A 13,140-nucleotide genomic window follows, 5' to 3' on the forward strand; every position below is an offset into this window, starting at 1 on the left:
ACGGCCCGGCGCGGAGGCGCCGGGCCGTTCAGGCCGCAGTACTCTGGATGGGTGTCAGCGCGCGTAGGCGCCGGCCGCCCTTGTGAAGGCCGGGGGCGCGGCCCCCGTTTCCCCCACCTCCTGCGGGCGGTAAAGCCCCTGTCCCTCCGCATGCAGCACCTCAGCCTCCCGCATCAGGGACGGTTCGGCGGTGGCGGGGATGGACGGGCGGAACCAGAAGCCGGCCAATGTCCCGGTGAAGACCACCCGGGCGGCGGCGAACTTGCCGGACAACACCGCCTTCACGGTCAGCCGCACCCCGTCGATCAGGCTCATCAGCACCTCCGCCGGCGGGTAATGGTGGCGGCGCAGGTAGACCAGGTTGCGGTACATGAAGAACATGCGCCGCAGCCGCGATGGGTCCGTCTCCGTCAGCGGGTGCAGCGGACGGGAGATGGCCCGCAGGTGGACCACCTTGCTGCCCGATACCAGATAGGCCCGCCGGTTCTTCGTCGCCCGCATGGTGAAGTCGGAGTCTTCGCCCCACATCCAGAAATCCGGCGCGGAGGGCGGCACGTCCCGCAGCGTCGACCGGGGGAACAGGGTGGAGGTCAGGGAGGCGCGGCGGATCTGGACGAGGCCCAAGTCCAGCTTTTCCTCCCAGGTGGCGTACTCGTCATGCAGGGCCGCCCGCCAGGCCACCTCCGGCGTGTTCATCGGCTGCCCCTCGGGTCCGCGGACCCGGCTTGACAGGAAGGCCAGCTTCTCGGGGTCCGGGAACTCCGTGCCCGCGGTGGAGAGCAGCACCTCCAGCGCCGTGGGGTCGGGGATGATGTCGTCGTCCATCACCCAGATCCAGTCCGCACCGTCGGCATAGGCTTGGCTCATGCCCTGCCAGAAGGCCCGGGCGGGGCCCCGGTTCTGGGGAAGCGCACGAAGACCGTGTCCGCCGTCAGCAGGCCCTGGGCGGCCAACTCCTCGTAAGTGCCGTCGGCTGACCCGTTGTCCATGATGATGATGCGATCGGGCCGCCGTGTCTGGCCGTGGATGGCGGCCAGGCATTGGCAAAGGATGGCCTTGCGGTTGTAGGTGACAACGACCGCCGCGACCTGGTTGCTCATTCCGTTCCCCATGCCTCCCCCGTCCAATCGGGGACCCTTCCAACCGGACGGGCACACCCCGTCCCCGCCCTAACAGCCGGGAACGCATTTCGGGTCGAATTCGAAACATCCGGCGCCGGCATCATAGCCGTGCCCGCCTGGGCAGCGGCGGGGGCTTGGGGGCGCCCCGGGGCGCGGCCGGGCTACCACGCCGGTCCCCTTGCCCAAAACCGGGTGTCGCCTGTTTGTGGGGGCGCCTGCCCGCCCCGCCCCTGCGGCCGGGGCGCCGGCGGCACCTTCCGGAGAAGCAGAAAGCCAACAGGGGAAGAACACCCATGCCGACGCCGCCCGACGCCGGTCCCATCCACCGGCGCCAATTCATCATCGACACCGATCGCCACCGTGAGGCGGAGGGGTGGATGGCGGAACGGCTGGGCAACGGGCTATGGCTGTCCCACTGCCCGCGGCTGCGGGTACGGCGGCTGCCGGACGGCCAGGGCGGCACGGCCCTGTTGCTGGGGACACCGCTTCTGGCGGACCCGGACCAGGACGATTTCCAGCTTTCCCCAGCGCGCGCGGCGCAGGATCTGGCCGACGCCGCCTATGCCTGGTCGGGGCGCTGGACGCTGGTCACCGGCGACTGGCTGCTGGCGGACAGCACCAACCTGGCGAGCATCTTCTACCAGCCAGGCCCGGGCGGTCGGACCCTGGTGTCCACCAGCCTGGCGCTGATCCACGGGCTGCGGCCGGAGTTGCCGGTGCTGAAGCGGCGGATCGGCTGGTATGGGATGAACTGGTTCCCGCCGCCCCACAGCCGCATCGTCGGCGTGCGCAAGCTGTTGCCGGACCAGGCCCTGCGCCTGTCGGACGGCACTGTCCACAGGGTAAGCCGCTGGAACCCGGAGCGTTTCGCCGGGAAGCCGGTGGGGGCGCTGGCGGAGATGCTGCTGCGTTCCCTGGGCCAGTGCTTCAAGTCGGCGGCGTCCGTGCAGGACCGCCTGGCCCTGGCCCTGACGGCGGGCCTGGACAGCCGCACCCTGCTGGCGGCGGCGCTGGAGGTGGGGGTCCGGGTGGACACCATGATCCAGCTCTTCCCCCTGATGCCCCTGGCGGACAAGGTGCTGCCGCCGGAGATCGCCCGCCATTGCGGGCTGCGCTGGGACGCGGTGCCCCGCGGGGCCTTCAACCTGTCACGCCAGCGCCGGTTCGATGCCCACACGTTCCGCAACATGGGCGACGCGGACCGCAGCTTCTATGCCCGCGGCATGTATGACTGGATGGGCCCCGGCACCGCCCTGGTCCGCGGCGGCGGCTTCGAGGTGGGGCGGGAACGGATGGAGGACCGGTTGCGCGGCCTGGGCTGGGAGGAGGCGCTGGCCGACCCGGACGGGCTGCTGGAGTCTTACGGCGATTTCGGCAGCCGCCCCTGGCTGAGGACGCAGATGCGGGATTGGCTGCGTTGGGCGGTGGACGGGCCGCGGCCCTATGGCTTGGGCAACCAGTTCTACCGCGACCAGCGCCTGGCGGGCTGGCTGTCGGCGGCGGAGCAGTCGTCGGACATGCTGGAGGGCTGCGCCCTGCAGGTGGTCAATTGCGGTTACCACCACGACCTGATGCTGGCCGCCCCGCTGGAGGACCGGCGCACGGGCACGGTGCAGCGCCAAGCCATCGCCCTGGCCGGCCGCGGCTTGGCGGAATTCCCGGTGAACCCGCCCATGGAGACGCGCATGCAGCGCCGGCTTCAGCGCTGGTCCCTGAAGGGCCGCCGCACGGCCGGGGAGCTGCGGAACATGGCGATGGGATTGCTGGACGGCCCCGCGGTGGGGGTCACGCCCGTCCGGACCGCTGCAACGGCAACGAGCCCCCCACGGGCGGCGGAGGGCCGCTGACCCGGCTGGTGGGCCTGGGCCTGAACATGGTGTGGCTGTCTTCCACCACGATGGCGGCCCGCAATTCCGCGCAGACCCAATAGACGACGCCCAGCAGGGCGAGCGCCGCCAGCAGCATCATTTCCACCCACGCCTCCCCGCGGCGCTTCTGCGCCCTTTGTGCACTTTCTGTGACCCCGCGAGGAGATTGGACGGCCAGGGGCGATCGGGCAAGCCCCGGAATGGGCCTAACTCGCCAGCCGGACATGCCACCCCGCCCGGAAGGGGTGATTCCAAATCATGGACCCCACACCCGGCCGCGCTTGTGCCGCCGCGGGGGCCGTCGCGTTCATGCTTCGCGACGGGAAGGGGTGAATGGCCGACCGGGCACCCCCTTCCGAGCGCGGGACCAACACATCAGTCACCGCGCATAAGTATCAACTGAGTAATACCACCGATCTGGCATCGGTTTTATCAGTGAGTTCGTAAGTGAAGAAGTGCCGCTTGGCGAAGGGTGTTACGGCTTTCACGGCGTTCGCGCGGCCCTGACCTTGAGCTATGTAGCGGGATACGCCCAACACGGGAAGACTCCGGGGGACATTATGAAGGTTGTCATCCTGGCCGGTGGTTACGGCACACGGATCAGCGAGGAAAGCCAGGTGCGGCCGAAGCCGCTGGTGGAGATCGGCGGACGACCGATCATCTGGCACATCATGAAGATCTACTCGCATTACGGCTTCAATGACTTCGTGATCCTTTGTGGCTACAAAGGCGAGATGCTGAAGCAGTACTTCCGCGACTTCATGCTGACGACGGGTGACGTGGTCTTCGACCTGGCCCAGAACAGCATGAAGATTGTCCCTCGGGAGGTGGAGCCCTGGCGTGTCACCCTGGTGGACACGGGCCAGGAGACCATGACGGGCGGGCGCCTGAAGCGCGTCGCCCACCTGCTGGACGACACCTTCTGCCTGACCTATGGCGACGGAGTGGCGGACATCGACATCGGCACCCTGGTGCGGCACCACAAGGAGGGCGGCCGCTGGGCCACCGTCACCGCCGTGGAGCAGCCGGGCCGGTTCGGCGCCCTGCACCTGCTGCCCCACGACCCCATCGTCCACGGCTTCCGCGAGAAGGGGCCGGAGGATGGTGGCCTGATCAACGGCGGCTTCTTCGTGCTGGAGCCCAAGGTGATCGACTTCATCGACAATGATAGCACCGTCTGGGAGCGGGAGCCGCTGGAGAGGCTGGTGGCCGCCAACCAGCTCCAGGCCTTCCGCCACCATGGCTTCTGGCAGCCCATGGACAGCCTGCGGGACAAGATGGTGCTGGAGAATTTGTGGAAGGGCGGCGACGCGCCCTGGAAGGTCTGGGGCAAGGAACCGGCCATGCCGGCAGCAGCCCCCCGGATGCGGGCGGTCTGACGCCCCCCTTCCCCACCGACACGCATGTGATGACGAAGGGAGCATTCCCCGTGAAAGTCCTGGTGACCGGGGCCGACGGCTATATCGGCGCAGTGCTGACCCCCTACCTGATGAAGCGCGGTTATGACGTGGTGGGGCTGGACGCAGGCTTCTATCGCGGCGGCTGGCTGTTCGACGACCTGGAGGATCGGCCGCGGGTCATCACCCGCGACATCCGCCGGGTGACGCCCAAGGACCTGGAGGGCTTCGACGCCGTGGTCCATCTGGCGGAGCTGTCCAACGACCCGCTGGGCGCCCACAACCCGGAGATCACCTACGACATCAATTTCCGGGGCAGCATGAACGTGGCCCAGTCCGCCAAGAAGGCGGGGGTGCCGCGGTTCGTCTATGCCTCCTCCTGCTCCGTCTACGGGGCCGGCAACGACGACATCAAGACCGAGGAGTCGGCGCCCAACCCGCAGACCGCGTACGCCGAGTGCAAGGTCCGCTGCGAGCAGGGCCTTGCCGAGCTGGTGGAGGACAGCTTCGTCACCACCTGCCTGCGCAACGCCACCGCCTTCGGCGCCAGCCCGCGCATGCGCTTCGACATCGTGCTGAACAACCTGTCGGGCCTGGCCTGGACCACGGGCAAGATCGCCATGACCAGCGACGGCAAGCCCTGGCGGCCGCTGGTCCACGTGCTGGACATCTGCCAGGCCATCGAGTGCACCTTGCGTGCGCCGAAGGAGGACGTGAAGGGCCAGATCTTCAACGTCGGCGACGAGCGGCAGAACTACCGCGTGTCGGAGATCGCGGAGATGGTCGCCGCCGCCTTCCCGGGCTGCACCATCAGCTTCGGCGCGCCGGGGCCGGACAACCGCAGCTACCGCGTGGACTTCTCCAAGATCCGCAAGCACCTGCCTGACTTCCGGTGCCAATGGTCGGCGGAGCGCGGGGCGGCGCAGCTCTACCAGGTGTTCAGCCGCATCGGCATGACCCGGGAGATGTTCGAGGCACCGGCCTTCACCCGGCTGAATGCCCTGAAGCTGCTGGTGGGCTCCGGCCAGCTCGACCCGCTGTTCCATTGGCTGGACATGCCGGAGACCCCGGCCGCCGCGGCCAGCCGGCAGGCCGCGGAATGAAGTTCGAGGACCTGCCCATCCACGGGGCGAAGCTGGTCCGGCTGACGGTGCACCGGGACGAGCGCGGCGGCTTCGCCCGCACCTGGTGCGCCGACAGTTTCCGGGAGGCCGGCATCGACTTCACCCCGGTGCAGGGCAACAGCTCCGTCACCCATGGCCGGGGCACGTTGCGGGGCATGCACTTCCAGCGGGCCCCGCAGCAGGACGCCAAGGTGGTGCGGCTGACCTCGGGCCGGGTCCATGACGTGATCGCCGACCTGCGACCCGACAGCCCCACCTTCCGCCAGAGCTTCGCCATGGAGCTGTCGGCGGAGGCCGGGGTGATGCTGTACCTGCCGCCGGGGCTGGCCCACGGCTTCCAGCTGCTGGGCGAGGAGGCCGGGGTGGAGTACCTGATGGGGGCGGCCTATGTGCCCGACCTCTATGACGGCTGCCGCTTCGACGACCCGACCCTGGGCCTGGCCTGGCCGCTGCCGGTGGAGCGCATCTCGCCCAAGGACCTGTCCTGGCCGCCGCTGGCCGGGCGGATGCCGGGCTTCGGCGTGTCGGCGGGGTGAGCCATGGACGGAAGCTTCGCCAAGCCGCCCCTGACCGGTGAGGGCATGCACGCCCTGGCCGCCGAGCTGTACCCCATCTGCCGCAGCCTGACCGGCGACGGCGTCCGCCGCACCCTGGCCAGGGTGGCGCGGGAGGTGCCGCTGGAGATCGTGGAGGTTCCCACCGGCACGCCCGTGCTGGACTGGGAGGTGCCGCGGGAGTGGAACATCCGCGCCGCCTGGATCGAGACCCTGGACGGGCGGCGGGTGGTGGACTTTGCCGACCACGCCCTGCACATCCTGAACTACAGCCGCCCCATCGACATGGTCGTGTCGCGGGAGGCTCTGGCGAAGCATGTCCACACCCTGCCGCAGCAGCCGGACCTGATCCCCTACCGCACCGCCTATTATGCGGACACCTGGGGCTTCTGCATGGCCCACCGAACCTGGGAAGCTATGACCGACCCGGAATACCGGGTGGTGGTGGACAGTACCCTGGAGCCGGGGCGGCTGACCTATGGGGAGTTGCATGTCCCCGGCACGACGGAGGGGGACATCCTGGTCTCCCTCCATGTCTGCCACCCGCAACTGGCCAACGACAATCTGTCGGGCTTGGTGGTAGCGACCGCGCTGGCGCAGCGGCTGCTGAACGGGCCCAAGCGGCGGCTGGGGGTCCGGTTCGTGTTCCTGCCGGCCACCATCGGGGCCATCACCTGGCTGGCCCGGAACGAGGCGGCGGTGGACCGGGTGCGGCACGGGCTGACGCTGAGCTGCATCGGCGACCCCGGGCCCTTCCACTACAAGCGCAGCCGGCGGGAGGACGCCGCCATCGACCGGGCCGTGGCCCATGTCCTGGCGGCCCGCGGGGTGGAGCACGGCATCCTGCCCTTCAGCCCCTATGGCTATGACGAGCGGCAATATTGTTCCCCCGGCTATGACCTGCCGGTGGGGTGCTTCATGCGGGGCGTCCATGGGACCTTCCCCGAGTACCACACCTCTGCCGACAATCTGGACTTCATCCGGCCCGAGGCCCTGGCGGAGAGCCTGTCCGTGCTGGCCGAGGTGCTGGACCTGCTGGACGCGGACGTGACCTACGCCCGTACCGACGGCGGCAAGGGCGAGCCCCAGCTTGGCCGCCGGGGGCTGTACCGGCAGATCGCCGGGCAGAAGGACCAGGGCGGGCTGGACCAGATGGCCGTGCTCTGGGTGCTGAACCTGGCGGATGGGAAGCACCGCCTGCTGGACATGGCGGAGCGGGCCAGGATGCCCTTCGCCAAGGTCAGGGCTGCGGCGAGGGCTTGCGAAGAGGCGGGGTTGTTGGAGGTTGTCCCCGATACGCGCCGATGAAGAGTTTGCCTCCCCTGCGAAAGCAGGGGCCCACTTTTCTTTGACCCGAACCCAGCGGGACTGGCGGTGAAGAACTGTGGGCCCCTGCTTTCGCTGGGGACGCAGGTAGAGCGAACCGACCCACACTACCGACCACTGACGTCAATCCGACGAGGAACCCAATGAGCCGTATCACCGAGTGCCGGTCCTGTGGCAGCCCGAACCTGACGCCCATCCTGGATTTGGGCGCCCAGCCCCTGGCCAACGCGCTGGTGGAGCCGGACAAGGCCGGCCAGCCGGAGGAGCTGTTCCCGCTGGATGTCTGCTTCTGCGGTACTTGCGCCCTGGTGCAGGTGACGGAGACGGTGCCGCCGGAGGTGCTGTTCGGCCGGGACTACCCGTATTTCAGCAGCTTCTCCCCCGCCCTGCTGGCCCATAGCCGCAGCCACGCGCTGGAGCTGATCGAGCGCCGGAAACTGGGGCCGGACAATTTGGTGGCGGAGGTGGCGAGCAACGACGGCTACCTGCTGCGCAACTTCGCCGCCGCGGGCATCCCCGTGCTGGGCATCGACCCCGCCAGCGGCCCGGCCGCCGCGGCCCGGGCCATCGGCATCCCCACGGTGGAGGATTTCTTCAACCGCACCCTGGGCGAGCGGCTGGCCGCCGAAGGCAAGGCGGCGGACGTGATCCTGGCCAAGAACGTGCTGGCCCATGTGGACGGGATCAACGAGTTCGTGGCGGGCTTCGCGGCCCTGCTGAAGGCCGACGGCATCGCCGAGTTCGAGTTCCCCTACCTGCGCGACCTGATCGAGGAATGCGCCTTCGACACCATCTACCATGAGCATGTCTTCTACTATTCCCTGACGGCGCTGGAGCCGCTGTTCGCCCGTCACGGGCTGCACCTGAACGACGTGGTGCGGCTGGACATCCATGGCGGGTCCCTGCGCCTGACCGTCAGCAAGAACCCGGGCAAGTCGGAGCGCCTTTCCGCCCTGATGGCGGAGGAGCGGGCGCTGGGCATGCACGAGGCCCGCTATTACCAGGACTTCGCCCGCCGGGTGGCGGGGGTGAAGGAGGCTCTGCTGGCCCTGGTGGACAGCCTTCGCGGCCAGGGCAAGCGCATCGCCGCGTATGGCGCGGCGGCCAAGGGCGCCACCCTGCTGAACTATGCCGGGCTGACGGCGAAGGAGTTGGATTTCGTCGTGGACCGCAACACCCACAAGCAGGGCAAGCTGATGCCCGGCGCCCAGCTTCCCATCCGCCCGGTGGAGGCGCTGCTGGAGGAGAGGCCGGATTACCTGGTCGTCCTGGCCTGGAACTTCGCCGACGAGATCATGGAGCAGCAGCGGGCCTATGCCGAGGCGGGTGGGACCTTCATCCTGCCGATCCCCGAACCCCACCTGGCCCGCCCGCAGGCGGTGGAACCGGGCATCGCGGCGGCCTGAGACATGGCAAGCGGCGCCGGGACACCCCCGGCGCCGCTTGACAAACTTCACCTTAGCTTGACTAAGTTTACCTTAAGTTGACGCCTAACTTTACCATGGTAAAGTTATATGCGTTTGAAAATGCTGGATTTTGCGCCTTAAAGTGACAAACTTTGCCGGGTTCGGGCCGGGTAAAGTTAAGGGGTGCGGATTGGACAGGCGGATTGGCCGGATTCACGATGTGCAAGAACTGGCGCCCTTGGATGGGCGACGGTTGTAGAATGGCAGAGGCTAGGATTTTTGTCCATGATTTGCCCGCCCTTGTTGGCCGTCGGTGAGCGGATCGGGACGACGAGCCCGATATGCTGTCCTAGCTGATACCGCAGTCGATAGCTCACCGCGTCGGGCAAACCCTACCGTTTCCCCGCGAAGGAAAACACCTTCGCGGGGGAAACAGTGAGAGCGGACGGGACGTGAGGGGCGAGAGGTTCCCGGCAGCAGGACCGGTTGCCACCCCGTCCTACGCCCCCGCAGCCCGACCTAGGCCCGGCAAGACCTTTGGCGGTTCCGGCAGCCCGCCCGTTCAGGCGACGGGCTTACCCACAGTGCACCGGTGGGCATTGTCACCGAACGGGCCCCAAGCTGTTGTTCCTGTGTCCGACCGATATGCCGGCCGACAAGCGTTCCGCCCGTCCATCCCATGGGAGATGCGTCATGGCCATGCCTGTCCAGTTCCGCCAAGGTGACGTCCTGATCACTGCCGTAGACGGCCTGCCGCCGACGGCGCTTCCGGTCCGCCCCGACGAGGGCCGCGTCGTGCTGGCCTATGGTGAGGTGACGGGCCACGCCCACGCCATGTCGCCCAACCGGGTCGTCATGTTCCGCGACGATGGCGGCGGCCGCAGCTACATCCAGGTGCTGGGCGACCAGCCGACGGCGCTGAGCCATGAGGAGCACCACACCATCGAGGTACCGCCCGGCACCTATGAGGTGGTGCGCCAGCGCGAGTACGAGCCCAAGGCGCGGCCCCGGGCCATCGCGGACTGACGCCCATGGCGCGCGGGGGATTGCCGGGGGAGGCCGTCCCCTGGCCCAGCCATGACGACTGGCGGAAGCGCCTGGCGTGGCGGCAACCTTTTGAGAAGGCGGAGGCGGAGGAAAGCATCCGGGCCGCCTATGAGGCTGCCGGACTCCCCCCGCCGCGCACCATCCTGTGGGCCGGCGGCCCACGGGAGGCCCGCGGCATCCTGAGCCGGACCGGCTGGCGCCGGGCCGGTCCCTGGCTGCTGATGCTGGTCGCGTTGCTGGCCATCGTCGCCTCCACCCTGGGCCTGCCGGCGCGGGAGGGGGTGGCGGCGGTGGAGTTGCCGCGGGGCGCCTTCGTGGTGCTGGGCTTGGCCTTCGTGGCCTTCTGGACCTTCGCCCTGATGCTGTCGGGCGCCTTGCAGGAAGCCAAGTCGCCCCTGGTGCTGGTGGGGGTTCCGGTGGCCATCGCCGGGGCCCTGATGGCGGTGGGGTTGCTGAGCAGCGGCCCCATGGTGCAGGTCTCCCCCCTGGCCATGCTGGGCGGGTTGCTGGCCCTGCCCGCCTCCATCCTGCTGGCGGCGCAGCGGGGGGAAAGCCGGGTCGGCCAACCCTTCCTGTTCGGCCGGTCGGTGGCGCCGCGGCTGAGCCGGACCTTCCACGTGCTTTTGGACAAGGCCCGGCCGGCCATCCGGCCGCGGCCCTATGGGTTGGATTTGGGTGACCGGCTGGCGGCCTTCGTCCGGCTGCTGGCCATCGCCTGCCCGCCCAGCTTCGAGACGCCCATCGCCTTCTATGCCGTGGACCGGCTGGTCCGCGTCGCCCCCGACCCCAAGGCCGGCGGCGACGCGGAGCGCAAGCTGGCCGCCTTCACCGACCTGGTCTACCGGGTGGACGGGCTGTGGGCCTTCGCCAAGGTGGCGGTGGCCCTGGAGCCGCCGTCGGAGGTGCACCTGGACGAGTTCGGTCGCTTCCACCGGACCGACGGCCCGGCCCTATGCTGGAAGGACGGGTCCACTCTGTTCGCCGTGGACGGCCGCTTCGCCGCCGACCCGGCCATCCTGCTGGGGACGGAAGAGCTGACCATCTTCCACATCCGCCAGGAGCCCGACCCCGGCATCCGCCGCGCCCTGTTGCAGACCTATGGCCCGGACAAGGTGATGCGGGAACTGGGCCGGAAGGTGGGGCAGGACGGCACCGGCGAGCTGTGGCGGGTGGATGATTTCGACGGGGAGCCGTTGGTGATGGTCCGCGTCATCAACTCCTCCCCCGAGCCGGACGGCAGCTACAAGCCTTATTGGCTGCGCGTCCCGCCGGCCACGCCCAGCGCCCATGCCGGCGTGTCCTGGACCTTCGGCCTGGTGCCCAGCCGTTACCGGCCCCAGGTCGAGACCTGAGCCTTTCCCCTTTTCCGGCAAATTAGGATCGTGAAGTCCAACGAGGCTGGCCGTGCGATACGCCGGCCTTGCGGACCCGCATGAAAATTTCCTGCCGCCCTATCCCAAGGGATAGGACAACTACCCCTAAAGTGGTTAAGATCACCATCGTAGGGCCGCACAGGCCATACGCGTGGGAGATCTGCAACGTAGGGGGGAAGGCACATGCCGAATTCCATCGAGTCCGTGCGCCCGGTCGCTGCCGGGACCCGGTTGGGCAGCCTAACGGTCGTCGGCACCGGTATCCGGGCCGTGTCACACCTGACGCAGGAAGCCATCGGCCACATCCGGGATGCGGACGCGGTGTTCTACAGCGTGCCGGACGGCATCACCGCCGCCTACATCCGTGACCTGAACCCCAACGCCACCAACCTGTCCGTGCTGTACGGGGAGGACAAGCGCCGCAGCGTGACCTATGTGCAGATGGCCGAGGTGATCCTGCGCGCCGTGCGCCAGGGCAAGACGGTGGTCGCCGTCTTCTACGGGCACCCCGGCTATTTCGTGAACCCGGCCCGCCGTGCCCTGACCATCGCCCGCAAGGAGGGCCATGCCACGGCCATGCTGCCGGGCATCTCCTCCACCGACTGCCTGTTTGCCGACCTGCGCATCGATCCCAGCTTCCAGGGCTGCCAGATCCTGGAGGCGACGGACTACCTGCTGCGTGACCGGCCGCTGGTCACGTCCGGCCATGTGGTGCTGCTCCAGGTGGGCTCCGTCGGTGACGCCTATTTCTCCTATGGCGGCTTCAAGAACTCCAAGCGCGCGGTGCTGTTCGAGCGGCTGATCGAGACGTACGGCCCCGACCATCCCTGCGTGCATTACGTCGGCGCCACCTTCCCCGGCACCGACCCGCAGGTGACCCGCCGCCCCCTGGGCGCCTATCGGGACCCGAAGGTGCTGGCGGGCATCCATTATGCCTGCAGCTTATATATCCCGCCCAAGGAGACGCTGGCCATCGACCCGGCCATGGCGGAGAAGCTGGGCCTGTCCGCCCTGTTGAAGGGCGGCACCCCGGCCCCGCGGCGCGGCGACGAATATGGCACCTTCGAGCTGGAGGCCATCGCCAAGCTGGACAGCCAGAAGCCCACGATGCGGAACCGCGGCGTGTCCAAGGCCCTGTACCGGGTGCTGGCCCAGATGGCCGGCAGCCCGGCGTTGGAGACCGCGTTCCGCGGCGATCCGGCCGCCTTCACCCTGCTGTACCCCGGCCTGACCGAGGCGGAGCGCAAGGCCTTGGTGGGCCGCACATCCAGTGCCCTGCACGCCGTGTCCGCCCAGGTGACTAAGGCCGAAGGGCCGAGGGAGCAGGACGCCGCCGAACTGTCCTCCACCGAGCAGGATGCCGCCGAGCTGTCGTCGAGCGAGCAGGACGCGGCGGAGCTGTCGTCCAACGAACAGGACGCGGCGGAGCTGTCCGGGCCGGAGCAGGATGCCGCGGAACTGTCCAGCAGCGTGACCACGGTGGAGCTGTCGACATCGGAACTCTCCTCCTCGGAGCTGTCCAGCGCTGAACAGGACGCGGCGGAGCTGTCCAGTGCCGAGCAGGATGCTGCTGAGCTGTCGAGCGCCGAACAGGACGCGGCGGAGCTGTCGACTTCGGAACTCTCCTCCTCGGAGCTGTCCAGCGTCGAACAGGACGCCGCGGAGCTGTCGAGCACGGAGCAGGATGCCGCGGAACTGTCCAGTGCCGAACAGGACGCGGCGGAGCTGTCCACCGCAGAACTGTCCACGTCGGAGCTTTCCTCTGCGGAGTTGTCGTCAGCGGAGTTGTCGTCAGCGGAGCTGTCCTCTGCCGAGCAGGACGCCGCGGAGCTGTCTTCCACGGAGCCGGACACGAAGGAGTGACGGCAGCCACCCCCGGGCCCGGTGACGGGCCCGGGGCGCGCTGGCAACGGGACGGCGCGTG

11 protein-coding genes are annotated in these 13,140 nt (G+C 68.8%); 9 read left to right on the forward strand and 2 right to left on the reverse strand.

Going from position 1 to position 13,140, the window contains the following annotated elements:
- Positions 1–54: 54 nt before the first annotated feature.
- The gene (locus HHL28_RS10010) at positions 55–867 is read right to left on the reverse strand and encodes a glycosyltransferase family protein (RefSeq protein WP_169654468.1); all 813 of its coding nucleotides are present in this window, start codon (positions 865–867) and stop codon (positions 55–57) included.
- The gene (locus HHL28_RS10015) at positions 864–1,100 is read right to left on the reverse strand and encodes a glycosyltransferase (RefSeq protein WP_169655074.1); all 237 of its coding nucleotides are present in this window, start codon (positions 1,098–1,100) and stop codon (positions 864–866) included. The genes HHL28_RS10010 and HHL28_RS10015 overlap by 4 nt, the downstream gene beginning before the upstream one ends.
- 314 nt (positions 1,101–1,414) lie before the next feature.
- On the opposite strand from HHL28_RS10015, the gene HHL28_RS10020 reads away from it, so the two are divergent.
- From HHL28_RS10020 to HHL28_RS10060, 9 genes are all read left to right on the forward strand, one after another.
- Positions 1,415–2,968: a hypothetical protein gene (locus HHL28_RS10020; protein ID WP_075768569.1), complete on the forward strand. Its 1,554-nt coding sequence runs from the start codon at positions 1,415–1,417 to the stop codon at positions 2,966–2,968.
- Positions 2,969–3,549: 581 nt separating this feature from the next.
- A complete protein-coding gene (rfbF, locus tag HHL28_RS10025; protein ID WP_075768568.1) occupies positions 3,550–4,368 on the forward strand; it encodes a glucose-1-phosphate cytidylyltransferase in 819 nt (272 codons plus the stop codon).
- A 50-nt stretch (positions 4,369–4,418) separates the two neighbouring features.
- Complete coding sequence (locus HHL28_RS10030) at positions 4,419–5,489, forward strand: NAD-dependent epimerase/dehydratase family protein (RefSeq protein WP_075768567.1); 1,071 nt, start codon at positions 4,419–4,421, stop codon at positions 5,487–5,489.
- Complete coding sequence (locus tag HHL28_RS10035) at positions 5,486–6,046, forward strand: dTDP-4-dehydrorhamnose 3,5-epimerase family protein (RefSeq protein ID WP_075768566.1); 561 nt, start codon at positions 5,486–5,488, stop codon at positions 6,044–6,046. Before HHL28_RS10030 ends, HHL28_RS10035 begins: the two co-directional genes overlap by 4 nt.
- A gap of 3 nt (positions 6,047–6,049) precedes the next feature.
- Positions 6,050–7,372 carry a DUF4910 domain-containing protein gene (locus HHL28_RS10040; protein ID WP_075768565.1) on the forward strand — a complete coding sequence of 441 codons (1,323 nt, stop codon included), beginning with the start codon at positions 6,050–6,052 and terminating at the stop codon, positions 7,370–7,372.
- A 161-nt stretch (positions 7,373–7,533) separates the two neighbouring features.
- Positions 7,534–8,796, forward strand: coding sequence for a class I SAM-dependent methyltransferase (locus HHL28_RS10045; RefSeq protein WP_075768564.1), 1,263 nt, complete (start codon positions 7,534–7,536; stop codon positions 8,794–8,796).
- 693 nt (positions 8,797–9,489) lie between these two features.
- Positions 9,490–9,822, forward strand: a complete 333-nt coding sequence (locus tag HHL28_RS10050; protein WP_404325514.1) for a hypothetical protein — start codon at positions 9,490–9,492, stop codon at positions 9,820–9,822.
- Between the two features lie 5 nt (positions 9,823–9,827).
- Positions 9,828–11,195, forward strand: a complete 1,368-nt coding sequence (locus tag HHL28_RS10055) for a DUF6745 domain-containing protein (RefSeq protein WP_075768563.1) — start codon at positions 9,828–9,830, stop codon at positions 11,193–11,195.
- A 204-nt stretch (positions 11,196–11,399) separates the two neighbouring features.
- Complete coding sequence (locus tag HHL28_RS10060) at positions 11,400–13,079, forward strand: SAM-dependent methyltransferase (RefSeq protein ID WP_075768562.1); 1,680 nt, start codon at positions 11,400–11,402, stop codon at positions 13,077–13,079.
- The last annotated feature ends 61 nt before the right edge of the window (positions 13,080–13,140 follow it).

Source organism: Aerophototrophica crusticola (assembly GCF_012913305.1).
GTDB lineage: Bacteria > Pseudomonadota > Alphaproteobacteria > Azospirillales > Azospirillaceae > Niveispirillum > Niveispirillum crusticola.